This window comes from uncultured Roseibium sp. (genome assembly GCF_947499295.1).
Lineage (GTDB): Bacteria > Pseudomonadota > Alphaproteobacteria > Rhizobiales > Stappiaceae > Roseibium.
This window is the reverse complement of sequence record NZ_CANMNP010000001.1, coordinates 746,903-771,765: the sequence shown is the minus strand read 5'-3', so window position 1 is coordinate 771,765 and position 24,863 is coordinate 746,903. Positions and strand designations below refer to the sequence as shown.

General features: G+C 54.6%; 24 protein-coding genes and 1 pseudogene. 21 read left to right on the top strand and 4 right to left on the bottom strand.

Going from position 1 to position 24,863, the window contains the following annotated elements; translation table 11 throughout:
* The first annotated feature begins 116 nt into the window (after positions 1–116).
* Positions 117–851, top strand: a complete 735-nt coding sequence (locus Q0835_RS03715) for a L,D-transpeptidase (RefSeq protein ID WP_298815759.1) — start codon at positions 117–119, stop codon at positions 849–851.
* A gap of 68 nt (positions 852–919) precedes the next feature.
* Here Q0835_RS03715 and Q0835_RS03710 read toward each other — a convergent pair.
* A pseudogene (locus Q0835_RS03710) lies at positions 920–1,549 on the bottom strand (hemolysin III family protein).
* Between the two features lie 268 nt (positions 1,550–1,817).
* Between Q0835_RS03710 and Q0835_RS03705 the strand changes: the two are divergent.
* Positions 1,818–3,329, top strand: a complete 1,512-nt coding sequence (locus Q0835_RS03705) for a malonyl-CoA synthase (RefSeq protein WP_298958497.1) — start codon at positions 1,818–1,820, stop codon at positions 3,327–3,329.
* Between the two features lie 36 nt (positions 3,330–3,365).
* On the opposite strand, the gene Q0835_RS03700 is transcribed toward Q0835_RS03705, so the two are convergent.
* Complete coding sequence (locus Q0835_RS03700) at positions 3,366–4,727, bottom strand: MFS transporter (RefSeq protein ID WP_298958495.1); 1,362 nt, start codon at positions 4,725–4,727, stop codon at positions 3,366–3,368.
* A gap of 209 nt (positions 4,728–4,936) precedes the next feature.
* On the opposite strand from Q0835_RS03700, the gene Q0835_RS03695 reads away from it, so the two are divergent.
* From Q0835_RS03695 to Q0835_RS03670, 6 genes are all read left to right on the top strand, one after another.
* Positions 4,937–5,521, top strand: a complete 585-nt coding sequence (locus Q0835_RS03695) for a nitroreductase family protein (RefSeq protein WP_298958494.1) — start codon at positions 4,937–4,939, stop codon at positions 5,519–5,521.
* 130 nt (positions 5,522–5,651) lie between these two features.
* Positions 5,652–6,182: a DUF2867 domain-containing protein gene (locus tag Q0835_RS03690; RefSeq protein ID WP_298958492.1), complete on the top strand. Its 531-nt coding sequence runs from the start codon at positions 5,652–5,654 to the stop codon at positions 6,180–6,182.
* 144 nt (positions 6,183–6,326) lie between these two features.
* Positions 6,327–6,617, top strand: coding sequence for a hypothetical protein (locus Q0835_RS03685; RefSeq protein ID WP_298815771.1), 291 nt, complete (start codon positions 6,327–6,329; stop codon positions 6,615–6,617).
* A 293-nt stretch (positions 6,618–6,910) separates the two neighbouring features.
* The gene (locus Q0835_RS03680) at positions 6,911–7,342 is read left to right on the top strand and encodes a hypothetical protein (RefSeq protein ID WP_298958490.1); all 432 of its coding nucleotides are present in this window, start codon (positions 6,911–6,913) and stop codon (positions 7,340–7,342) included.
* A gap of 424 nt (positions 7,343–7,766) precedes the next feature.
* Positions 7,767–9,242: an ATP-binding protein gene (locus Q0835_RS03675; protein ID WP_298958488.1), complete on the top strand. Its 1,476-nt coding sequence runs from the start codon at positions 7,767–7,769 to the stop codon at positions 9,240–9,242.
* Positions 9,243–9,323: 81 nt separating this feature from the next.
* Complete coding sequence (locus Q0835_RS03670) at positions 9,324–9,692, top strand: hypothetical protein (protein WP_298958486.1); 369 nt, start codon at positions 9,324–9,326, stop codon at positions 9,690–9,692.
* A gap of 15 nt (positions 9,693–9,707) precedes the next feature.
* Here Q0835_RS03670 and Q0835_RS03665 read toward each other — a convergent pair whose 3' ends face one another.
* Entirely contained in the window at positions 9,708–10,115 is a 408-nt protein-coding gene (locus tag Q0835_RS03665; RefSeq protein WP_298815778.1) for a GFA family protein, read from the bottom strand.
* 225 nt (positions 10,116–10,340) lie between these two features.
* On the opposite strand from Q0835_RS03665, the gene Q0835_RS03660 reads away from it, so the two are divergent.
* Positions 10,341–10,811: a DM13 domain-containing protein gene (locus Q0835_RS03660; RefSeq protein ID WP_298958484.1), complete on the top strand. Its 471-nt coding sequence runs from the start codon at positions 10,341–10,343 to the stop codon at positions 10,809–10,811.
* Positions 10,812–10,872: 61 nt separating this feature from the next.
* Here the strand turns inward: Q0835_RS03660 and Q0835_RS03655 are convergent, their stop codons facing one another.
* The gene (locus tag Q0835_RS03655; protein ID WP_298958482.1) at positions 10,873–11,190 is read right to left on the bottom strand and encodes a hypothetical protein; all 318 of its coding nucleotides are present in this window, start codon (positions 11,188–11,190) and stop codon (positions 10,873–10,875) included.
* 327 nt (positions 11,191–11,517) lie between these two features.
* On the opposite strand from Q0835_RS03655, the gene hmgA reads away from it, so the two are divergent.
* From hmgA to Q0835_RS03595, 12 genes are all read left to right on the top strand, one after another.
* On the top strand, positions 11,518–12,822 hold the full coding sequence (gene hmgA, locus Q0835_RS03650) for a homogentisate 1,2-dioxygenase (protein WP_298958619.1): 1,305 nt from the start codon (positions 11,518–11,520) through the stop codon (positions 12,820–12,822).
* Positions 12,819–13,706 (top strand): MBL fold metallo-hydrolase, encoded by an 888-nt coding sequence (locus Q0835_RS03645; RefSeq protein ID WP_298958480.1) that lies wholly within the window; start codon positions 12,819–12,821, stop codon positions 13,704–13,706. Before hmgA ends, Q0835_RS03645 begins: the two co-directional genes overlap by 4 nt.
* Entirely contained in the window at positions 13,703–14,719 is a 1,017-nt protein-coding gene (locus Q0835_RS03640; protein WP_298958478.1) for a fumarylacetoacetate hydrolase family protein, read from the top strand. Before Q0835_RS03645 ends, Q0835_RS03640 begins: the two co-directional genes overlap by 4 nt.
* 71 nt (positions 14,720–14,790) lie before the next feature.
* Entirely contained in the window at positions 14,791–15,750 is a 960-nt protein-coding gene (locus tag Q0835_RS03635) for an MBL fold metallo-hydrolase (protein ID WP_298815788.1), read from the top strand.
* A 33-nt stretch (positions 15,751–15,783) separates the two neighbouring features.
* Positions 15,784–16,278 (top strand): DinB family protein, encoded by a 495-nt coding sequence (locus tag Q0835_RS03630; protein ID WP_298815790.1) that lies wholly within the window; start codon positions 15,784–15,786, stop codon positions 16,276–16,278.
* Between the two features lie 23 nt (positions 16,279–16,301).
* A complete protein-coding gene (locus Q0835_RS03625; RefSeq protein ID WP_298958476.1) occupies positions 16,302–17,921 on the top strand; it encodes an FAD-dependent oxidoreductase in 1,620 nt (539 codons plus the stop codon).
* Complete coding sequence (locus Q0835_RS03620) at positions 17,918–18,124, top strand: DUF2783 domain-containing protein (RefSeq protein ID WP_298815794.1); 207 nt, start codon at positions 17,918–17,920, stop codon at positions 18,122–18,124. Before Q0835_RS03625 ends, Q0835_RS03620 begins: the two co-directional genes overlap by 4 nt.
* A gap of 292 nt (positions 18,125–18,416) precedes the next feature.
* Positions 18,417–20,861: a methyl-accepting chemotaxis protein gene (locus Q0835_RS03615; protein ID WP_298958475.1), complete on the top strand. Its 2,445-nt coding sequence runs from the start codon at positions 18,417–18,419 to the stop codon at positions 20,859–20,861.
* 190 nt (positions 20,862–21,051) lie between these two features.
* Positions 21,052–21,966 (top strand): metal ABC transporter substrate-binding protein, encoded by a 915-nt coding sequence (locus tag Q0835_RS03610; protein ID WP_298815798.1) that lies wholly within the window; start codon positions 21,052–21,054, stop codon positions 21,964–21,966.
* Between the two features lie 124 nt (positions 21,967–22,090).
* Entirely contained in the window at positions 22,091–22,987 is an 897-nt protein-coding gene (locus tag Q0835_RS03605) for a manganese/iron ABC transporter ATP-binding protein (RefSeq protein WP_298958474.1), read from the top strand.
* On the top strand, positions 22,987–23,916 hold the full coding sequence (locus tag Q0835_RS03600; protein WP_298958617.1) for a metal ABC transporter permease: 930 nt from the start codon (positions 22,987–22,989) through the stop codon (positions 23,914–23,916). Before Q0835_RS03605 ends, Q0835_RS03600 begins: the two co-directional genes overlap by 1 nt.
* On the top strand, positions 23,916–24,776 hold the full coding sequence (locus Q0835_RS03595; protein WP_298958473.1) for a metal ABC transporter permease: 861 nt from the start codon (positions 23,916–23,918) through the stop codon (positions 24,774–24,776). Before Q0835_RS03600 ends, Q0835_RS03595 begins: the two co-directional genes overlap by 1 nt.
* The last annotated feature ends 87 nt before the right edge of the window (positions 24,777–24,863 follow it).

Below are 24,863 nucleotides of genomic sequence, written 5' to 3'. Positions count from 1 at the left end.
TAACAGGCTCCGTTAATCTAGGCAATCATGCGAAGAATGTAAGGCAGATCGGCAGAATGTGACTTGCAACTGTTGAAAAGCTGTCTCAAGAAGAAGCCTGAATTTCAGGAGGTCCCATGAAGCGTACCAAATCGCTGAATGATACTGTTTCGGCGCAAGAAAGCTTTCTCAGCCGCCGCTTTCTTCTTACCGGGGGTCTTGCGCTTGCCGGATCCGCTCTCGCCGGTTGCCAGACTGCAACCATCGTCGGCTTGCCGGACCAGGCAGAACTGCCTGATGAAGAATTTGACTATGCTTCGGCCTATGCAGCCTTGCCAGACGGGGATTTCACCTGGCCTGCGATCAACTACAAGAAATTCGACAAGCAATACTGGCGTCAGGTGGTTGAATACAAAACCCGAGAGAAGCCAGGTACGATTGTCGTCGACCCCTACAATAACTTTCTTTATTGGACGCTTGGGAACAACAAGGCTCTGCGCTATGGCATCGGTGTCGGGCGTGCAGGGTTTGCATGGTCAGGCGAGGCTCTGATTCGGGTGAAACGCCCTCATCCTATCTGGCGCCCTCCTCGTGAAATGATCGCGCGCAAGCCATCGCTGGAGCGATACTGGGAAAAAGGCTTTCCTGCCGGGCTGCGAAATCCGCTCGGTGCCCGCGCCATGGATTTGTGGCAGGGTGCAACAGACACGCTTTACCGGATTCACGGCACAAATCAGCCGAATTCCATCGGCAAGAGTGTCTCTTCCGGCTGCATCCGCATGTGGCAGCAGGACGTGATTGACCTGTTCAATCGAGTGCCCCTCAGGACCAAGGTCGTTGTGCTGACGAAAGACCCGAACGCCGAAGCCTGACGAAATGCGATGTTACAGAAGTGCAGCTTGCTGATTGCAGGCTGCACTTTTTATTTGTCACGCTGTCATTATGGGGTCATGGCCAGTGCTACGTCATGAAAGACGGCTGTGAAATGACAGACCGCTGCTGCCAGGACGAACGCATGCCAGATCGCATTCTGGAATGGCAGTTTCTTCCAGGCATAAAACACGGTTCCGATCGTATAGAGCAGCCCCCCGGCCAGGATCATTAAAAAGCCGAAACTCGAGGCCCTTTCGATCAGCGGCTGGGCCGCAAAAACAACCACCCAACCCAGGCCGAGATATATTGGTACCGTCAAACGGTCCAGGCCGGTCAGGTGTGCCAGCTTGAGAATAGCTCCCGCCACAGCACCGGTTCACACAATGGCCAGCAATATGCTTCCCGTCCATCCTCCGATGATGATTGCGGCCAATGGTGTATATGTGCCTGCAATCATGAGGAAAATTGCTGCGTGATCGAGACGGCGCAAGATGCCGGACTTATGGTCCTTGGCCAACATATTGTAGAGCGCTGAACAGATCAGCATCGTCATCAGACAGGTGGCATAGATCATGACCGTCACCTGGCGTGCGCGATCCGCAACGTCCCACATCGTCACGGCCAGTATGACCGTTGCCGTTATGCCCAAACATATGCCGACCAAATGAACGGCACCGTCGGCGATCAGTTCTGCCATTGTCAGCCGCCTGATTTCAGGCATCCAGGATATCCTCGCTGCTTTCCGTGGCCGAAGTTTCGGCAATACCCATCATAACTTGAAAGAGGTGTTGGTCGAAATTGAGGTAAGTCAAGGAAAGGACCATCACAACGGCCAGAGACTTCATAAGTAGCATTGGCAGTTCAGCCAAGGAATGTGACCTTGCTGAAACTGTAGAGACTTGCTTTAACTGTCACCCCGATCGGCATATAGCCTCGGCACTTGATGGCAAACTTGGGATTTCTTGATGAGCAATCACCTTTTCGACGCGCTGACCGCCTTTATTCCGGATCCGGACAAAGTGTTTCTGGAAACCGGAGACGGAAATCGGTTGACCTATCAAGGTGTGCTTGCTCGCTCGGCGCAATATGCAGGGGCGCTGCAAAAGCTGGGCGTGAAACCGGGCGACAGGGTTGCGGTTCAGGTTGAAAAGACGCCTGACGCATTGATGCTCTATCTCGGCACCATTAGGGCGGGCGGTGTTTTTCTGCCGCTCAACACAGCCTATACAGCAGCTGAAATTGCCTATTTTGTCGGTGACGCCGAACCGGCTGTGTTTGTCTGCGATCCTGCGAAAGCCGATGCGCTTGCCGGAACGGCACAAAAATCCGGCGCCAAGCTGCAGACGCTTGATGCTGAGGGCGGCGGCACGCTCGCGCAGTTGGCTGATGAAATGGCGGACGACTACGAGACCCGACCTCGGGATGAAGACGATCTGGCCGCAATCCTTTACACCTCCGGCACGACTGGCCGATCCAAAGGAGCGATGCTCAGCCATGGAAACCTGGCCTCCAATTCCCAGACTTTGGTCAAGGTTTGGAGGTTCACTGAAGATGACATTCTGCTGCACGCGTTGCCGATCTTTCACACGCACGGTCTTTTTGTTGCAACGAATTGCCTGATGATTGCAGGTGGCTCGCTTTTGTTCCTGCCCAAATTTGACCTGGAGAGGATGCTTGCACTGTTGCCGCGTGCCACAGCGATGATGGGGGTTCCGACATTCTATTCGCGATTGCTCGGATCGGACGAGTTTAGGCGAGATCTTGTGGCCCATATGCGGCTTTTCATATCCGGTTCCGCGCCGCTTTCGGCGGAAGTTCACAAGGAATTTTCGGACCGCACCGGGCACGCCATTCTGGAACGCTATGGCATGACCGAAACCAACATGAACACCTCCAATCCTTATGATGGCGATCGGCGGCCGGGCACCGTCGGCTTTCCGTTGCCTGGTGTTGGCATCAGGATCGCCGATCCAAAGACCGGCCGGGAGGTGGCGCAAGGCGACGTCGGAATTATCGAGATCAAGGGTCCGAATGTCTTCCAGGGCTATTGGCAGATGCCGGAAAAGACAGCTCAGGAGTTCCGTGTCGACGGCTTCTTCATCAGCGGCGACATGGGCCGCGTAGACGAAGAAGGCTACATCTCTATCGTCGGCCGTTCCAAGGATCTGATCATTTCCGGTGGCTTCAATGTTTATCCCGCCGAAGTTGAGGCTGCACTGGACGAGATGCCAGGTGTGGCGGAAAGCGCGGTGATCGGAGTACCGCACCCCGATTTTGGAGAAGCTGTTGTCGCGGTATTGGCCCCAAAACCTGGAGCAAGTCTGGAGAGTGGAGACGTTCAATCGGCGCTTTCCAGCAAATTGGCCAAGTTCAAGCAGCCCAAACGGGTCCACGTTCTGGAGACACTGCCGCGAAACACGATGGGCAAGATCCAGAAGAATGTTCTGAGAGACCAGTTTCAGGACGACTTCGCCTGAGAAGCATCGGTCCTAGCTGACAGGTTGCGCCGGGAACTACTGTTCTTCCGGCGCATCATCTGTAAATGCGGTCAAACCGTAGAGCGCACACAAAATGATCAGAGCGCCTGTCACCCAGAAAATGGCAGGAAAGCCGGCGTTCATGGCCAATAACACGCTGCCAAGAGTGACGCCGAGAGTTCCCCCGACCAGCCTGACAGTAATCACGACGCCACTGACTTCGCCCTGTTTGTCTTGCGGCACGGCATTGGCGTTCAAACGTGTTGCGGGGATCATGGCAATCGGCAGCGCGGTGCCCCATAGAATAAGGGCCGGCGCAATGGCCCAGTAGCTGTTGAAATGCATCAGCGCGCCAATCAGGATACAGGCAAGACCAATCAGAAATAGAGAAATCACCACCGGTCGTCGTGACCCGTGTTTGTCGACAAACTTGCCCGCAGGTGCCGCCAGGAACGGGAAGGGGAGCACGGCTATTGCGGTCCCTATACCGGCCCAAAGGGCCGCAAAATGGAGTTCCAACTGGAGAAAATGCGGAACGAAAATTGCAACCATGATCTTGCTCATCTGTGTCAAAAGGATCACCGCCGCGCTGGCATGAAAGGGTTTCAGCAGGAACAGCGAGACATCGACCAACGGTTTGCTTTGCTTTGCTTCAAACAGCACAAACGCAACAAGACCAATGATGCCGCCCGCCAGGCTGGTGAGAATAACCGGTGTGGCCCAGCCGAAATCGGGGCCTTCCATTAGGCCGAAAATCAATGCGGTTAGACCGATCAAGAGCAGGACAAGGCCAATACGGTCAATGACAGGCCGAGGCCGGGGATGCTCCGGATTGCGCCAGAGCACACAGGCGAGACTACCGCCAGCCACGACAATCGGGATGTTGATCCAGAAAACCCAGCGCCAGGACAGAAAATCGGTCAGGACGCCGCCAAGCATCGGGCCTGCTGCCAGAAAGATCGTCGCCATCCCGGCCAGAATGCCGATGGCTCGCCCACGTTCCTTTTCACCAAAAGACAGTGTTGTGGCTGCAAGCGACATGGGGAACATGATCGCCGCACAAAGACCCTGGATCACGCGCATTGAAATCAGCATGGCCGCACTGTCGGAAAATCCGGCGAGAAGGCTCGCAATCGCAAAAATAGTGCAACTCACGATCAGGGCTGGTCTCAGCCCGAACAGATCGATTGCTTTGCCGCCAATGGCAGCAAAACATGTGAAGGTGAGCATGTAGGAGTTGATGATCCAGTGTGCGGTTGTCGGCGAAAGGTCAAGTTCGGTTCGTATTGCTGGCAGCGACACGCCCAAAATGGTCTCGTCCAGCATGACAAGCCCTCCAAGGCCGCCGACGGCGAGTACAAGACCGCGCTTTCGCTCCTTTTCAGATAGTCCTGCCACGTGCCGTCCCCCAACCTGCAAAAGCAATTTCCACCACCTTAAGTCACCTCGGCAATTTGCACCCGGTTTTTTTGATCCGTGTGCTTCTTCGAACGTGCTCGGAAATGCAAATTATCTTTTATAAAAGAATCTTGATATCAAGATAAAGATTGACTATCTCGGGCAAGACAGGGCGGATAGAAGCCCAAGAAAGAGCTGGAGTAACGAATATGAGCGTCAGAACACCTGATCATCCGGTAACGGATCTGTTTGTCGAGCGCTGGTCACCGCGCGCCTTTGATGGATCGTCGATGCCCGAGCAGGATCTGAAGACCATTTTGGAAGCCGCGCGCTGTGCGCCTTCCGCATTCAATATACAGCCATGGCGTTTCGTCTATGCATTGCGGGGCGAGAATGCGTGGCAGCCATTGGTCGAGTTGCTGAACCCGTTTAACCGTGATTGGGCGCAACATGCATCCGCACTTGTTTTTCTCTTCACAGATCAGGAAGTTGACGGCAAGGATGGCAGGCCGAACCGGGCCAATGGCGCGCACTCATTTGATGCAGGCTCTGCTTGGGCGCATGCGGCCCTCCAGGCAACGGCACTTGGTTATCACACCCATGGCATGGCCGGTATCCTGAAGGATGAGATCCACGAGAAACTCGGTGTTCCTGAGCGTTTCAAGCCGGAAATAGCCTTTGCCGTTGGCCGGCGCGGAAATGCCAACCAATTGCCGGAGAGCTTGCAGTCCAGGGAAGCGCCAAGTGGCCGCAAACCGCTGACGGAAATCGCCTTCCCTGGTCGCTGGACCTGACGGAGAAACGTTCGCCTTCTGGTGTCAGAACAAATGTGCTGGAAACGCTGATTGCGGCAATCTGCTCAGCGTTTCCGGCAAGATCCTGGTGTAATGTCTTTACGTTCTATCAATGGATCCGGAGCTGAAGATGAGCATTGCCGACACTCTTCCTCAAGACAGTCGCCTCAACGCCTATCATTCGAAAGGCGACTATATGGACACTTTTTCCGTCTCACTGAGAGGGCGTCCAGACCTGCAGTCGGTCGATGTTAGGGTGCTCGCGGATCACATGCTAAATGCGGATATCGGCTGGATGAACAAGCTTCTGGCGGCCCGCGACGCGGTGGTCAAGCCACTGGGGCTGAAAACAACCGATGATCTTCTCAAAGAGCAGTCAGACATACCTTTGGAAGAGCGTGAGGCCGGAGACAGGGTCGGGTTTTTCAAGATCTACAGTGTCGGGCAGAATGAGATCATTCTGGGAGAAGACGACTGGCACCAGGATTTTCGCCTGTCCATCTTCCGCAGCGTTGGGAAGACCCCGCGCGTTTATGCCACGACCTGCTGCAAACGGCACAACCTGTTCGGCTACGCTTACCTAGCGCTGATCTTGCCCTTCCACAAAAAGATCGCTGCAACTGTGCTCGACACAGCCATTGAGGAAGACCTTGCAGCTTAGGGATCGGGACCTGAGTTCGACGAAGGGAGCTTTGTTTTCGATTCATTGTGACTTCGTCAGCAGGAACTTGTGTCAGAAGGTCAAAACGCCAAATGAACTCGTTAGCAATGAAAATTTTGTATAAAAAAGAGTATACGAAGTAAAATGAGCTTAGATAACTTCATAGGGGCTGTTGGTTTAATTGCTTGGATTGCCTCAGGTTTGTTCTTGTTGGGATGCTTGACCGCGCAGGACAAGTTGTTGATCAAGTGGAATGCTAAAGATAAAAAATGGGTAAATGAAGGAAATATGGGCCTCAATACTCACCTAAATATGGAAAATAATCCACCGCAAGAATTCATAGAAGAATTCAATAACCGACCTATCAAAAGATATCGCTGGGTATTTCTCGTTTCCATATTCGGTATTTTTGCATTCATATTTGCGACCAACTAGATGGAATTTTTACTGCAACGACTAAAAATTACTATCAATATTTGTCTGATATAAAATAAATTTAAATGCCTGCTAGTATTAGATAGAAAGAGGCGATTAAACAATCTCTCACAGTTGACGTTAGTAATATAGAAAAAATTGAGATGCCTAAATTTACAAACTCTGCTGTTGCGCTTGAAGAATTTGTTGAGATTGAAAATCTGAGAATATTTTTTTGGTGTTATTAGATTTACTGCAGGTGTGAAATCTTTTGACTGGTTTCCTCATCCTATTGCCGCGCGGGGGCGGACCACATGAAATTTTGGGTTTTTGCCGTATTTGTTCCTTTTCTCGCAGGGTGCGTGTCCGACACGTCTGTTTCAGAGACAAAGTCTGAAAAAGCTGAGCGGATATGCGCTGGGGAATTCACTCCAGGCACCGTGGAGTTTTCGCAATGCGTGGCTCTTCTGAAGGCACAAAGCGAATCTCTCGCTGATTACAAAAAAGAACAAGAAAAACAAAAAGAAGAAGAAGAAGTAATGAGCGCCGATATTGCGATCCAGATTTGTAATGATTTCGCGCGCAAAGCCATCTTCAAGCCAATTGAGCGTATTTCAAGTTCAAGATCCCTTGGATCACATCGCAAGAACGTAGATATCGACTATCGGATCAAAGATGAATCAAAGGTGGTGAAGGCCTACTGCAAGATGCGCGGGCGAGAGATCGTGGATTTTAACTTAAGTTAGAATCCAATGTCGAAAAGCTGGACTCATGGAGCGGTGAATTTTCGTTCGGCGTTCACAAGAAGGTGGGTGTGAGCCGTAAGATTTTGAAAAAAGATATTTTTTTGTAATTTTTATTTCTTTGGGTTCGTAAAGGTCATCAAAGAAGGCCGAACGATTGGCGCGCTTATTTAAAATAGGGAGGCTTTATTTCCCCCGGAACATCCGGGTCAAGCGCCATAGATTCCTCTATTTGCACCCGTTCGCTTCAGACAACATCTGTAAACCCGCCGCATTCAGCTCTGGCGCCCGGTGGAATTCTGGGAAAACCCGGCTATCGAAGGTCCACGGCTTTGCAACGTCAGAGGAATCGTGCTGACTACCGCACTGCAGGAAACATGGTCTGGGGAATGAATGGCGCGGCAGAAGCGGTGTCTCAAGTGATCGTATGACAGTACAGATCGATATCGGGGAAATTAGGGGCGGGACACGCGCCGAGCTTGATCTTGAAGAGCTCCTGGCGACCCGGCTGTTGGTGCAGGGCAATTCCGGGTCCGGAAAGTCGCATTTGCTGCGCCGTTTGCTGGAGCAGTCAGCAGCCTGGGTTCAGCAAGCGATCATCGATCCTGAAGGCGATTTTGTCTCGCTTGCCGAAAAATACGGTCATGTGGTGGTCGACGCCGTCGGCACGGAAAAAGATCTGCAGATGATCGCGGGCCGCGTGCGTCAGCACCGCGTGTCGGTCGTTCTCAATCTGGAAGGTCTGGATGCCGACCGGCAGATGAAGGCAGCAGCGACATTTCTGGACGGCTTGTTCGATGCGGACCGGGATCTTTGGTATCCGATGGTCGTCGTCGTCGACGAAGCACAGCTGTTTGCCCCGGCCGCAGCCGGAGAAGTGACGGAAGAAGCCAGGCGCCGGTCGCTGGGTGCCATGACCAACCTGATGTGTCGTGGCCGCAAGCGCGGTTTGGCCGGTGTCATCGCAACACAGCGTCTTGCAAAACTTGCCAAAAACGTTGCGGCGGAAGCCTCAAATTTCCTGATGGGCCGGACCTTTCTTGACATCGACATGGCACGAGCAGCCGACCTGCTCGGAATGGAGAGACGTCAGGCGGAAAGTTTCCGCAATCTGGACCGTGGTCATTTCATCGCGCTCGGCCCGGCAATGTCACGGCGTCCGATCCCGGTCAAGATTGGCCCGGTCGAAACCGCGGGAAGGGGAGGCAGTCACAAGCTGATGCCACTTCCAGAGCAGCCAAAAGAAGAGGCAAAGGACCTGATTTTCACGCCCGGTGCTGACGAAGTACGGCCCGTGCGCCAGCGCTATATCGAACCGGTCGCGTCGACGGGAGAGGTGCTGGACCGCCTCACAAGTGCGGAACGGGCTAGTGAAGCTGAAACGCCACAAGCTGAAAGCCTGCTGGAATTTGGCGAACGGGACGAGAAAATATCGGAGATCATTGCCGGCATTCTTGAAGACGACGATGCTGCCTTTCAGCCGATCGCATCGCTCTATCAGGATTTTCAGGTTCGCTGCCGGATTGCGAAATTGCCGGGTGGAGCACCCGATCTGCAAGCTTTCCGTGAAAAGCTATCGGTAGCACGGGCCGGGGTTGAAAAGGGTGAAGTGGACGATGGTGCCTGGACACAGGCCGAGTTGATAGCAGCCGAACTGCCCGACGATATGCGCGGTGTCTATTTGCTACTGGCCAAGGCTGCACTTGCCAAGGCTCCCTGTCCGGGAAATCTGGAAATCGCGACAGCCTATGGAACACGCTCACCCGGTCGTGCCCGCTGGCTTCTCAGTCACATGGAAGAGCGCGGTTTCCTAGTCTGCGCCACCGATTTGCGGGGCAACCGTATCGTGACGCTCACCGATCTCGGCTGGCAAACCGAGCCGGGAGATGAGGCGGCTGCCTGACGGGCCAGGATCTCGATCTGATCCCGGAAATTGTGGCAAGTTCGTCGATTTTCGCGCATTCTTGTTTCAAGGGAGGCGAGAGTGACTCTTGAAGAGACCATCGACATCTATTGCGCTGCCTGGTCGGAGCGGGATCCCACCCATCGCCGGGAGCTGCTCGAACGTGTTGTTACAATCGACATTCGTTACACCGATCCGGAAACGGACGTTCACGGCCGGGCTGACCTGGTAAATCACATTTCGGATGTGCTGGCTGGGTGCGTCGGGGCCAAGATCGTCCGTTGTAGTGACATTGATGCGCATCATTACATGGCCCGTTTTGCTTGGCGGCTGGTCAAGGCCGATGGAACGGAACTGCCGGAAGGTCTGGACATCGTGTCGGTCGATGAGCAATCCGGCAAACTGAAGACGGTACTCGGGTTCTTCGGACCGCTCAAGGACGGGATCTGAACCTGCTATTTAGCGTCAACCTCGGAATGTTTCGAACGCAGGCAGAGCCTCCAGATCCTTGTCCCATGCGGCCCGGCTTGCCGCAAAGATATGCGCATTCGGTTGCAGGTTGAGGTTGGTGTCCAGGCTGCCTGCGGGAACGACAAGCAGCTTTCCATCCATTTGCAATGACGGAGCGGCGGAACCGCAGGTCTTGCAAAACGCCTTGGTGTGCCGCGAGCCCTGAAGCGTGAAGCAGGTGACACTATCTGCGCCGGACACCCAGGTCAGCCGGGCTGTCGTTGAAAACAGGTTGGCGGCATGTGCCGAGCCGCTGTCCTTCTGGCAGTGATTGCAATGGCAGAGGAAAAAGCTCTCAAACTCTCCCTCGACCTGAAAGGAAACATTGCCGCAAAGGCAGGAGCCGGTGTGCATTGAGGACATGATCAACCTTGCTTGGCCTTGGAGGAGAAGGGACGGCGTGCTACGCCCGGTGAAGAAAAGTGTCAAGCTGGGATGACCTAAGTGCTTGACTTGCCCATTCTGCTGCAATGCTTGCGGGCGAGTTGGTCGGTAAACCCTTTGGAACGGGAATGTCATTGATCGTTAGTTGTGCCTACAGAAAAGCACCCTACGTCTGGCTTTGATCGATTTATATGAGGATGAACCATGTTTCGTTGGTTGCTGCTTCTGTGTTCCCATGGCGCGATGCTTGCCGCCGGGTTTGCGCTTGGTGTCTATTTCCTGCCCATACTGACAGCTCCTGAAGGACCGGATGCGGCTTCTCTGTCAGCTGCAACCGAACAGGCGCAATACAAAGCCGAACTGACCAGAGACTTGAAAGGCAGTGATCTTCTGCATTGGGGGGAAGGCACAATCAGCCTGTCGAAAAACCAGATTGTTCACGAAGGTGAATTGTCGCCAGGCCCCGACTACAAGCTTTATCTTGCCAAAGAATTTGTCGAGGACGAAGCCGGGTTTGAGGCCATCAAGGCAAGCGCCCTCAGACTTGGCGATATCAAGACCTTCAATGGGTTTATTGTCGATGTGCCCGATGACGTGAATATCGATGACTACACCACTGTTCTTGTCTGGTGCGAGGCCTTTGGCGAATTCATCACGGCTGCCAAGTACCGCTGACGTTCAGACACTGAATTCAAAGTGTGCACCGATACGAGGCTGACCGACGTGCGAACAGGTATCAGATAGCCGGGCGCATTCTCCGTTTTGATTTCTTGTCTGAGGACGCGTCGGCCGGCTTGCAGGCAAGCAGATATTCCAGTTGGGACAGTTCCAGTGTGATGCCGTCGATCGTGCGTTTCAGCACACCTTCAAGATAACTTCCCGCCGGAGCGCGATCGCGAATGTCGATGGCTCGATCCCGTGCCTTTCTCAGATAAAGCATCATGGTTCGAACATCCTGCACAGTGACATCAGTTGTCGACTGAGTGTCCAATTGTGGTGTGTGTGAAGCCACAAGCACGGACGATTGCTCACGGATCGGATCTGCAAACCGCATTGGTCACCTCAAGTGTTCATGTTATGTTCTCATGTGTATCAGCTCATCAAATTTCTGGCAAGACTGAATCTTTGCCGCCCTGACAGATACTTTTCTCCTCGAAAGAGCTGTTTGAGTAAATTGTGAAAACTGAAAGCATTTCAGATGTTTGGAGTAAAAGAGCACGTAACGCCACGTGGAAGTGTCCAATCCAGCTTGACGCCGTAGAGGTGAAAAGTTACATCTGTAACTAAATTTAAACTGAACCGGGAGGTCATCATGGATCAGAGAACAGACAGTTCGGCTGGGTCCCGGAGCGCTGGACACAATTCTTCGGATCTGGGTTACATGCCGGGCTTTGGCAATGATTTCGAAACAGAAGCCTTGCCGGGGTCCTTGCCACAGGGCATGAACAGCCCTCAAAAATGCGCCTATGGTCTTTATGGCGAGCAATTGTCCGGCACTGCCTTTACAGCGCCAAGCCACCAGAACGAGCGTACCTGGTGTTACCGGATCAGGCCTTCGGTCAAGCATACGAGCCGGTTCCGAAAGATAGATCTGCCTTACTGGAAAAGCGCTCCGAATGTCCTTGAGGATGTGATTTCGCTTGGACAATACCGCTGGGATCCGGTGCCTCATTCCGATGAGAAACTGACCTGGCTGACCGGCATGCGAACCATGACGACCGCGGGCGACGTCAATACCCAAGTCGGCATGGCAAGCCACATCTATCTGGTCACCCGGTCGATGGAAAATGCCTATTTCTTTTCCGCCGACAGCGAGCTGCTGGTTGTTCCCCAGGAAGGCATATTGCGCTTTGCAACCGAACTCGGTGTCATTGAGCTGGCGCCGAAGGAAATTGCGATCCTGCCGCGCGGTCTTGTCTACCGGGTTGAGGTTTTGGAGGGCCCGGCCCGCGGCTTTGTGTGTGAAAATTACGGCCAAAAATTCGAGTTGCCGGGCAGGGGCCCCATCGGTGCCAACTGCATGGCCAACCGCCGCGATTTCAAAACACCTGTCGCCAGCTTCGAGGATAAGGAAGTGCCCTCGACGGTCACGGTAAAATGGTGCGGGCAGTTTCATGAAACCAGGATTGGGCATTCACCGCTCGATGTCGTGGCCTGGCATGGCAACTACGCGCCTTGCAAATATGACCTTCGAAACTATTGCCCGATCGGGTCCATTTTGTTCGACCATCCGGATCCGTCGATCTTTACTGTACTGACAGCTCCGTCGGGAGTGCCGGGTACCGCCAATATCGACTTTGTACTGTTCCGTGAGCGCTGGATGGTGATGGAGGATACGTTCCGCCCGCCCTGGTACCACAAGAACATCATGTCCGAATTGATGGGCAACATATACGGTCAGTATGACGCCAAACCTCAGGGCTTCGTACCCGGTGGCATGAGCCTTCACAACATGATGCTGCCGCACGGGCCCGACAACAATGCCTTCGAAGGGGCTTCGAATGCCGATTTGAAGCCGGAGAAGCTCGACAATACAATGTCCTTCATGTTCGAGACCCGTTTCCCTCAGCATCTGACGGAATTCGCCGGCAAGGAAGCACCAATGCAGGACGACTATATCGACTGTTGGGAGACGCTTGCGAAGAAGTTCGACGGCACGCCGGAAGGAACCTGGAACGCAGAATGAGCGGAACGAAACTGCCTGAACTTCAGGACCGGCTGGTCATTCTCGGGTGCAAGGGCGGTCCGGCAATTCGGCCAGGTGGGCCGTCGCCAACCAGCTCTCTGCTCGAGATTGGCGGTCGTCGCTGCGTCGTCGACTGCGGGCTCGGCGTAACACGCGGGCTTGTGGAAGCCGGCATTGTTCTGAAGCAGCTCGATCTCGTTTTTATAACTCACATGCACTCAGATCATGTGCTGGAACTTGGGCCGCTGCTCCATACAGCCTGGACCACGGGTCTTTCCAGCACCGTGAAAGTCTATGGTCCGCCCGATCTCATGGAGTATTGGGACGGTTTCCTGGCATCTATGCGCTATGATATCGACCTCAGGATCGAAGATGAAGGCCGCCCGGATTTGCGCGAATTGGTGGAAATTCATCTCTTGAAGGAAGGCGAGGTCGCTCTGGAGGACGGAACCCTTGGTGTCAGGGCGTTCAAAGTGGACCATCCTCCGGTCGTTGATTGCTTTGCCTTGCGGTTCGAGACGGAAGACTGGTCTGTCGTTTTCTCTGCCGACACCACTTTTTTTCCCCCATTGGCCGATTTTGCGAAAGGGTGTGATCTGCTGGTCCACGAAGCGATGCTGTCTCGTGGGGTAGACAAGATCGTTGAAATCACGGGGAATGGAGACAGGCTGCGCCAGCACTTGCTGGCAAGCCACACAATGGCACCCGATGTTGCGAAAATCGCCGAAGAAGCGGGGGCGGGAAGACTTGTTTTGAACCACCTTATCCCGGCGGATTTGCCGGGCTTTGAACACGCGGAATGGATCGAGGCAACCAAGGCCTTTTCGGGGGAAACCATCGTTGGCCATGACGGTCTGACGATCACAAGGAAACAAAGTCAATGAAGCTGGCAACGCTGAAGGACGGCACCCGGGACGGCAAACTTGTCGTCGTGAATGAAAGGCTCACCTATTGTACGGAGGCCGGCCATATTGCACCCACGCTTCAGGCCGCGCTCGATGACTGGGCTAAGGTCGCGCCGAAGCTTGCATTGCTTGCCGAAAGCCTGTCGCACGAAGCCGTTCCCATGCTTCGCTTCCATGAACACGACGCGCTGTCGCCACTCCCGCGCGCCTATCAGTGGGCGGATGGGTCGACCTATGTCAACCATGTCGAACTGGTGCGCCGTGCACGAGGCGCAAAGATGCCGGAAACCTTCTGGACGGATCCGCTGATGTACCAGGGCGGATCCGACACATTTGTCTCGCCGCGTGACCCGATCAGGATGCGGGACGAGGCCTGGGGCATTGATATGGAAGGCGAGATCGCAGTTGTCACCGGCGATGTTCCCATGGGCGCCAGTCCCGAAGAGGCCCGCAACGCAATTCTGCTTGTCCTGCTGGTCAACGACGTGTCGTTACGGGGCCTGATCCCGGCGGAGCTTGCGAAGGGCTTCGGTTTCTTCCAGTCAAAACCATCCTCGGCCTTTTCACCGGTTGCTGTGACGCCCGATGAGCTTGGCGATGCCTGGAAAGGCGGGAAACTTCATTTGCCCTTGCATGTTGATCTCAATGGCGAGCCTTTCGGCCGCGCCAATGCCGGCATCGACATGACATTCGAATTTGGCGAACTCATTGCGCATGCGGCAAAGACACGAGACTTGTGCGCGGGAACCATAATTGGTTCTGGAACGGTCTCCAACAAACGGGACGGCGGTCTGGGCAAGCCTGTTGCGCAAGGTGGTGCCGGTTATTCATGCATCGCTGAAGTCCGCATGATTGAAACGATCGAGACCGGCGAAGCCAAAACGCCATTCCTGAAGTCGGGCGACACTTTACGCATTGAGATGTCTGATGAGGATGGCCATTCGATCTTCGGTGCCATCGAGCAGACCGTTGAAGTGTCGGATGGGGCCTAGCCTTTCTTTTTTTGTTCGGTTGATCAAAGACAAATTGAAACAGACTGCCAGGGTGCAGATTGGGAGATGAGATGAGCAAGCAATTCGCATCCGCCGGAGACATGGCAGAAAAACAAATCTCGTTCACCGAGATTGGCCGGGACCTCTGGGCCTTTACCGCTGAAGGTGACCCGAACACCGGCGTCATCATCGGCGATGACAGTGTCATGATCATCGAGGCGCAGGCGACCCCTGAACTCGCCAACAAGGTGATCGAGAAGGTGCGCTCCGTAACCGACAAACCGATCAGTCATCTTGTGTTGACCCACTATCACGCCGTGCGTGTGCTGGGGGCTGCCGCCTATCAGGCACCGACCGTGATCATGAGCCAGAAGGCTCGTTCGATGGTTGTGGAACGCGGCGCGGAAGACCGGGAATCTGAATTCATGCGCTTCCCGCGTCTGTTCATGGGCTATGACAACGTCAGTGATATTCCGCCCCTGACCTGGCCGACAACCACCTTCAACGACCGCATGACCGTCTATCTTGGCAAACGTCGGGTTGACCTTCGCTTCCTTGGCCGCGCCCATACGGCGGGGGACATCGTTATTCATGTACCGGACGAGAACGTCATGTTCACCGGTGACATCGTCGAATACCATTCTGCATGTTACTGCGGTGACGGCCATTTCAACGACTGGCCGACGACGCTTCAGGCCATCCGTTCCTTTGATGTGGAAGCCATAGCGCCTGGCCGCGGCGAAGCGCTGGTCGGCAGGGAGATGGTCGGCAAGGCGTTGACCAACACCGCCGATTTCGTGTCTTCGACCTTTAGGCCTGTGGCCCGGATCGCCCAAGGGGGTGGTTCGCTGAAGGACGCCTGGGACGCCTGCCGTGCCGAATGTGATCCGAAGTTCAAGGACTACGCAATCTATGAACACTGCCTGCCGTTCAACGTCGCCCGGGCCTATGACGAAGCGCTCGGCATAGACACGCCGCGCATCTGGACGGCGGAACGGGACGCAAAGATGTGGGCGGATCTGCAAGGGTGAGCGATGACAGGTGCCTTGGATCAACTCCGCCTCATGGCACGTAACAACGCTTATGCAAATGAGCGTTTGTTCGAGGCCTGCTGCCAGCTGTCTCAGGACGCGTTTGAGGCAGAACGAACCAACTTCTTTCCGTCGATCCGGGAGACGCTCAACCACAATTGGGAGGTCGATCGCTACTACATTGATGCGCTGAAGGAGGTGGGGCAGGGAAGAGCTGTTTTCTCAGTTCCTCATTTGGAGACAGTGGAAGAGCTTCGGATTGCTCAGGGGAAGGAAGATCTGAAGCTGATCGGATTTTGTGACGCGCTCAAGGATGAGGATCTGGATCGCAAGGTTGTGCAGGACCGGGGCAAGAACGGTCGGTTTGAAGAAACAATTGGCAGCACTATGCTGCACCTGTTTCAGCATCAGATACATCATCGTGGGCAGGTTCACGCCATGTTGGCTGGGACTGAAGTTGCGCCGCCGCAGCTTGACGAGTTCTATTTAGATTTCGACCGGCATCCGATTGCCGCCAAGTTTTTATAAGGTCAGGAGCGGGAGGACGACTTGTGACCAAATTGTTCGAGGTGCCGCTCTATCCCTATAAGTGGAGCGATGATCAGGGGGCTGCGGCACCCGTTCGCCATCCGGTCGTCATCATCGGCGCCGGACCGGTCGGGCTCGCCATGGCGATCGACCTGGCCCAGTCTGACATTCCCGTTGTGGTGCTGGATGACAACGAACGTGTCAGCGTCGGCTCACGCGCCATCTGTTTCTCCAAACGCTCGCTGGAAATTTTCGATCGGCTCGGCTGCGGAGACGAGATGGTCTCGAAAGGCGTTGTCTGGAACACCGGCAAGGTGTTTTTCAGCGACAGGCAGGTCTACGCGTTCGACCTGTTGCCTGAAGAAGGTCACAAACGGCCAGCTTTCATCAATCTCCAGCAGTACTATTGCGAGCTCTACCTTGTTGAGCGTATCCGGGCACTGCAGGCTGAGGGAAAACCAGTTGAAATCCGCGGCGGCAATCGGGTTGCGAACCTTCAAAACCACGATGACCATACACTTGTGACCGTGGAAACCCACGAAGGCGCCTACAACATTGAGGCCGACTGGTTGATCGCTTGCGATGGTGCCGGCTCACCGGCAAGGCACATGCTGGATCTTGATTTTGTCGGCAGGGTCTTTGAGGACAACTTCCTGATTGCCGATGTGGTTATGAAGGCGGATTTCCCGACCGAACGCTGGTTCTGGTTTGATCCACCGTTCAACAAGGACCAGTCGGCTCTGCTGCACAAGCAGCCAGACGGCGTTTGGCGCATTGACCTTCAACTTGGTTGGGAAGTCGACAAGGACGAGGAAAAAAAGCCTGAAAACGTCGTGCCGAGGCTGCGGCAGATGCTTGGGCCGGACGTTGAATTCGATCTGGAGTGGGTCTCAATTTATACGTTCCAGTGTCGGCGGATGGAGAAATTCAGGCACGGCCGCGTCCTCTTTGCCGGCGACAGCGCGCATCAGGTGTCGCCATTTGGTGCTCGGGGTGCAAATTCCGGATTTCAGGATATCGACAACTTGAGCTGGAAGCTGAAACTTGTGCTTCAGGACAAGGCTCCGGAAACGTTGCTGGACAGCTATGGTTTCGAGCGCGAACTGGCCGCTGACGAAAACATCCTTCAAAGCTCGCGCTCAACGGATTTCATAACGCCCAAGTCGGAAATGAGCAGGATATTCAGGGACGCTGTTCTGGATCTTTCCGAACACCATTCTTTTGCCAGGCCATTGGTAAATTCAGGCCGCCTGTCCGTGCCAGCGATCTACGATGGATCGTCTTTGAACGGTGAGGACCAGGTTGACCTGCCCGCTCGGACGAGGCCCGGCAGTCCTGCTATTGATGCTCCATTGGGCAAATCTTGGCTGGTAGACAGTCTCGGAGACAGATTTGTACTGCTGGGCTTCGGAGTGGAAGTACCTGAAAAGTGCGATGTCCTGGGTGTTCAGATAGAAGGCAGGAGCTTGCCAGAAACTGAAATCGGCCCCGAAATCAAAGAGCGGTACCTGGGCGACCTTGAGGCAGCAGTCTATCTGTTTCGACCGGATCAGCACGTTGCCGCAAGGTGGCGCGACTTCGATGCGGACAAATTGGCAATCGCGTTCAAGAAGGCGATCGGCAAGGGAGAGCAAAGCGCATGAGCAGGCAGGGAATTGGGCTCAATCTGGAAGCGCCGGACGACTTTTATGCTGATCTTTTGTCGGCTCATGAAGGCCTGACCCAACAGGAAAGCGATGCCTTGAATGCGCGCCTCATCTTGTTGATGGCAAATCAAATCGGTGAACGCGCAACTTTGAAGAAACTATTGGACGCTGCACATCTGAAAGAGGTCGTTGGTGAATGAAACGATCTGCGGCAAGCATTCATCGAGCGGAAAAAAGTATAGAATCGTTCTACGGATAACTACATAGCAATCAGCACTCAGAGGTCATATTCGAGCTCTGACGTGCTTTGGCAGATATGCATCATTTAATTTAGGCAAAAAAAATTGAATGAATTTTTGCCCTTATCTTATTGTTAAAAATCACACATTCGTCTTCGATTTAATTCACCGTCCGAATGGAATTTCGACGGCCTGATCTCTTCACCAATTGTTTATCTGCCCCGCATTCTATGAAAGAAAGTGCGGGGTTCACATGTCCAAGTTACTTACACCATTAAAGAATGCGCGCTTCTCGGCTAAAGTCGGGGGCGGGTTTGTCACAATGATACTTGTTGCAGCGGCAGTTGGTGCTGTCGGAACTGTTGCAATTCTTGGATTGCGGGCTCAATCGGATGTCAGCGCCAAGGCCACGGCGGCGATGGCAAATCTACAGCAAGTTGCCCAGGCGCAGGAGGCCTACCTGGCCGATAGCAGCCCGGACCTGGCACAGTCAGCGACCGCCCGGATCGGACAGTTGGAGCAGGCACTGGTTTCTTTGGACAGTGTGTCCGAAAGCGGGGCAGGTGGTGAGGCGACCGAAGAAGCTATTGCGCTTGTGGGACAATTGAGTGGAGAATTTTCCGGATTTGTGGAGGCAGTGGACAGCCGGCAGGCACAGGTGGACAGTCTTCTGAAGTCCGCTGTCCGGTTGGAGACGCTTTCCGTTCAGATCACTGACCAGATGAACAAGATACAAAGGGATGCCGGAAGCGCCGCAAAAAAGGCGACCGGTACCCGAAACCGGGCCGACAAGGTTGGCCGCATGCTTTCCGATATGGAAGACACCAGCTCTGAATTGTCGGTGTCAGTGGCCGAAGTCGGGGAGAATGCAGATCTGCCTGTTGAAGTGTCTGCAGCTCTATCCGATGGTGTCTCGTCTCTTGCCAAATGGGCCAAAAAAGCTGCCAAACTGAAGGTTGAAGGCCTGGATCCTGAAAAGATGAAAGGCCTTTCAGCGCTTGCCGTTGGTTTAAAAGAAAAATTGCCGAAGATCGAGGGGGAAAGCGCTCCGGCTGCACTGGTGTCAGCTGATCTTGCCGCCGAATTGGTTGTCGGGCTCCACAGCATACATGATCAGGCAGCTGTGTTGCGTAAAGTCGTTTACGCGGCGAGCGACGACGCCAAAAAGGTCGCTGGAAAGGCGTCATCCAAGCTTGGTATCGTTGATCTAGTGAACGTCAATGCCATTAAGTTTCAGCGGGCGGCACTCGAGATTCGCTCGGTCACAATGGAGTTTTTCGCCGGCTTTGAATCCATGGGCGCAGATGACGTTACAACGCGCATCGGAATTCTTCGCAATCTTGCGAACACGCTCAAGGCCGACAGCGCTGCCTTTCCTGAAATAACCGATGCGGTTGCCTCTATCGAGCAGGAGGTGAACAACTACGAAGCAGAATTTGCCAATATGGTCTCTGCCAAGGAGGTGTTTGACACCAAAAGGCTCGAACTTGCGGCGATCTCCGACAAGGTCCGGTCCGTCATCACGGCATTGACCGAAGCACAATCGGCCAGCGCATATGCGCGCGCCGACACGGCTCTCGGTCTGATTGCTGTCGCGCTGTTCGCGGCGGTGCTGGTTGGCGGTTTGCTGGCCTTTGTCGTCTCGCTTGTCATTACCAAGCCAACAAGAGCTTTGACAGCTGCGATGGGTCGTCTCGCGGAAGGTGACACGGATGTGGAAATTCCGTCGACAGATCAACGCGACGAGATCGGCGACATGAGCCGCACAGTGCAGGTCTTCCAGGAAAATGCCCGCGAACGTCTTCGCCTGGAAATCGAGGCTGATGACCACAGGCAGGAACAGTTTACCCGTCAGGAGGCTGTTGAAGGTCTGATCCAGGGGTTCCGTGAAGAAGTTCAGGGACTTTTGAGCGCACTCGACGAAACTGCGGCCGGCATGAGCGGCACAGCGTCTTCGCTCGGCGGCATTGCAAGGAACAGTGCGGAGCAGGCCGGGGATACATCGCGCGTTAGTGAAGATGCTTCCATGAGCGTTGAAAACGTCGCGGGTGCCGCCGAAGAACTGTCCGCCTCGATCGCCGAAATTGGTGAACAGGTACGAAGGTCATCAGATATCGTGACGCAGGCAACCGGAGCCGTTCACGAGACCAACGGCAAAGTTCAGGGGCTTGCGGAAGCCGCATCCAAGATTGGCGAAGTGGTCAACCTCATTCAGGCCATCGCTGAACAAACAAATCTGCTGGCTCTCAATGCCACCATTGAAGCCGCGCGCGCCGGCGAGGCGGGCAAGGGCTTTGCGGTTGTCGCCGCCGAGGTCAAGGAGCTGGCGAACCAGACTTCGAAAGCGACTGAGGAAATCTCCTCCCAGATCCAAACCATTCAGGACTCCACGACTGAAGCGGTTGCTGCGATTGGCGAGATCTCTGACACGATGGAAGAGGTCAATGGTTATACGCAGGGCATCTCAACTGCTGTTTCTCAACAAGGCTCGGCCACTAACGAGATTTCCGGAAACGTACAGCGGGCCGCACAAAGCACGATGGCGGTGAAATCCAACATGGACCGGCTGGCAAAAGCGGTGGTCGAAACAAAGGATGCTTCAGGCAATGTGCTTGCGGCTTCCGATGACCTGAGCAACCGCAGTCTTGCACTGAAGCAGGGGATTGAAACCTTCCTGGACAAGGTTTCAGCCGCCTGAGGCAACAACGCTGGGTGTCTTTTTGGCTTGCAGAAACCGCCGGACCTTGGGCCGGCGGTTTTATTTTTGCCGAGGCTGAATTCAGTTTGACAGGTTTTTAATATTGCAACTCATTCGCAACAAGCTTGACAGTTGCGAATGAGTTGCAATATCACTTGCAAGAAGATACTTTTCTGTTTGGGAGAATTGAATGACCGGTAGCAAGCGCTTTTCAATGACAGCGGCCGTGTTGGCGACGGCGCTGGCGTCATTTTCATCGACAGCGACCTGGGCTGACGACAAGATGAAGGTCGTGACGACCTTCACTGTTCTTGCAGACATTGCGCAAAATGTTGCTGGAGACACGGCTGAAGTGGTTTCCATTACCAAGCCGGGTGCGGAGATCCACGGATATCAGCCGACCCCGCAGGATATCGTCCGTGCGTCTGACGCCGACCTGATCCTTTGGAACGGTATGAACCTTGAACTCTGGTTTGAACAGTTTCTCGGCAATCTGGGAGATGTTCCGTCAGCGACCCTGACGGATGGCATTGACCCTATTTCGATCCGCTCCGGCTCATATGAAGGCAAACCCAACCCGCATGCATGGATGGGTCTCGACAACGCGCTGATCTATATAGACAACATCGTCGATGCATTCTCCGCCCAGGATCCTGACAATGCCGACGCTTATCAGAAAAATGCCGAAGCTTATAAAGAGCAGTTGCGCGCGACGATCGAACCGCTTCGCGAAGCCGTTGCGGAAATTCCGGAACAACAACGCTGGCTGGTAACCTGCGAGGGAGCCTTCAGCTACCTTGCCCGGGATTTCGGCATGAAGGAGCTCTATCTTTGGCCGATGAACGCTGATCAAGTGGGAACGCCACAGCAAGTGCGTGCCGTCATCGATGGCGTACGCGAAAACGAAATTCCGGTCGTTTTCTGCGAAAGCACAGTCAGCACCGCACCGGCGGAACAGGTTGCACGGGAAACCGGTGCTGCCTATGGCGGCGTGCTGTATGTGGATTCCCTTAGTGAAGCCGGCGGACCGGTGCCGACTTACCTTGACCTGCTAAAAGTGACTGCCGGAACAGTCGTGGACGGATTGAAGTCGGCGGCAAACTAACCACTGCCTCGCCGCGTAAAAACTGCAATTGCGGTCAAGAGTTGGCCGCAATTGTGATCGTTTCAATAGTGTTCTTTAATGGCTTTTCGTGATGCTTCAAATCCTCAAGGACCCGGACATGGACATGACCGCTCAAGCAGCCGGTGATGGCATAACCGCCGAAGACGTCACGGTGACCTATCGCAATGGACATACCGCGCTTTGGAATGCCAGTTTTGAAATACCGCGTGGCACCGTAACGGCTCTCGTTGGCGTCAATGGAGCGGGCAAGTCCACGCTGTTCAAGGCGATTATGGGATTTGTGCCAGCCGCCAAGGGGCGGATCCGGATCCTCGGTCAGCCGGTTCAGGAGGCCCTGCGCCGGAATCAGGTGGCCTACGTGCCGCAGTCCGAAGAGGTCGACTGGTCGTTCCCGGTGCTTGTCGAAGATGTCGTGATGATGGGGCGCTATGGCCACATGGGCTTCCTGAGACGGCCGAAACAGGCTGACCGCGACGCCGTCGACCTGGCGCTGCAGCGGGTCAACATGCAGGACTTCCGTCATCGCCAGATTGGCGAACTGTCAGGAGGGCAGCGCAAGCGCGTCTTTCTTGCCAGAGCGTTGGCGCAGGACGGCCAGGTGATCCTTCTCGACGAGCCGTTCACCGGCGTTGATGTCAAGACCGAGGAACAGATCATCGCGCTGTTAAAGGAACTGCGCGACGAGGGCAGGGTGATGCTCGTTTCCACTCACAATCTGGGCTCTGTTCCGGAGTTTTGCGACAGGACGGTTTTGGTCAAGGGCACTGTTCTGGCCTTTGGGCCGACCGACACAACGTTCACGCGCGACAATCTGGAACTCGCTTTTGGTGGTGTTCTGCGCCATTTCACGATCTCCGACGAGACGCTGCACACCGATGGCGATCAACGCAAGGTCACCATTCTGACAGACGACGAACGGCCATTCGTTCAATATGGCGACCAGGTGCAGACGGCCAAGAAGACACCAGGGCAGACCGGTGCAGAAGAGGCTTCTGGGTGATGGAAGTGCTCCTGGAGCCATTTGGTTACAACTACATGACAAACGCCATGTGGGTCTCCGCGCTCGTTGGCGGTGTTTGTGCTTTCCTGTCCGCTTATTTGATGCTGAAAGGCTGGTCGCTTATCGGGGATGCTCTTGCGCATTCCGTCGTGCCGGGTGTCGCAGGTGCCTACATACTTGGTTTGCCGTTCGCGCTTGGTGCGTTTCTGGCCGGAGGGCTTGCGGCGACCGCCATGCTGTTCCTGTCCGAAAGGTCGGGACTGAAAGTCGATGTCATCATTGGTCTGATTTTCACGTCCTTCTTCGGACTTGGACTGTTTGTGGTCTCGATCTATCCGACATCCGTCTCCATCCAGACCATCACGATGGGGAATATCCTTGCCATTACGCCGGAAGACACGATGCAGCTGGCGATCATCGGCTTCGTCTCCTTGGCTATCCTGCTGACGAAATGGAAGGATCTGATGGTGACCTTCTTCGACGAAAATTACGCCCGGACCATTGGTCTCAGACCCGGTTTGCTGAAAGCGATTTTCTTTGTGTTGCTGTCGGCATCCGTGGTCGCCGCGATGCAAACTGTGGGCGCTTTTCTTGTCATCGCCATGGTTGTGACACCAGGTGCCACCGCCTATCTGCTTTGCGACCGCTTCCCGCGATTAATCGCACTTTCGGTCGTGATCGGCGCATCGACAAGCTTCATAGGCGCCTATGTCAGCTATTTTCTGGATGGTGCGACCGGCGGCATCATTGTCACTCTGCAAACGCTGATTTTCCTGGCTGTGTTCATGTTTGCGCCCAAGCACGGATTGCTGGCGGCAAAACGCAAGGCCGCTCAAGCGCTGCTAAAGGGACCGCCCGAAGATTTGGCAACCTTGGATGATACAGGTAATGGCGCGCACCGTTCCAAGAAGGTGGAAGGAGCTGTTTGATGGATCTGGAGACAGTTCTTCTGCCATTTCGGTTCCCGTTCATGCAGAACGCACTTCTGATCTGCGTCATCGTTTCCGTTCCGACAGCGCTCCTGTCTTGCTTTCTCGTCATGAAGGGTTGGGCTTTGATGGGGGATGCGGTCAGCCACGCGATCCTGCCAGGCATTGTGGTTGCCTATATTTTCGGACTTCCCCTTTTGGTCGGTGCCTTTGCGGCCGGAATGATCTGCGCGCTCGCGACCGGGTACCTGTCTGGCAACAGCCGGGTGAAACAGGACACCGTCATGGGCGTGGTGTTTTCCGGCATGTTTGGTCTCGGGATCGTGCTCTATGTTTCCGTTGAGACCAACGCCCATCTTGACCATATTCTCTTTGGAAACATGCTCGGCGTCGGGCAGGAGGATCTCCTAACGGCCGGCATTATTGCCGTTCTTGTCGGCACCGCCCTCATATTGAAGTGGAAGGACCTCGTGCTGCACAGCTTTGATGCAGCCCAGGCACAGGCATCCGGTTTGCCGGTCAATCTATTGCACTATGGATTGCTGGCAGCCTTGTCTCTGACGATTGTCGCAACTTTGTCTGCAGCCGGTTTGATCCTTGCGATTGGTTTGTTGATTGCGCCGGGTGCAATCGCCTTCCTGCTTGTGCGAACATTCGGCACAATGCTTTGGGTTGCCGTCGGTGTGTGCATGGCATCCATGCTCGCCGGAACCTATGCGAGCTTCTTCCTTGATAGCGCTCCGGCTCCGACAATCATCCTGATCCTGACTGCACTGTTCGTGCTTGCTTTCATCCGCCGTATGCTGCTGACACGGAAGATGTCTCGGCAGCGCATGGAAATCCCTTCAACGGCGGAGTGATTGATCATTTCCTGAAGCGGTTGCCTTGGGATACAGCAAAGTTTCGCGCACGTGATGCGCGAACACAGAAAGAGGGCGGGACTTCAG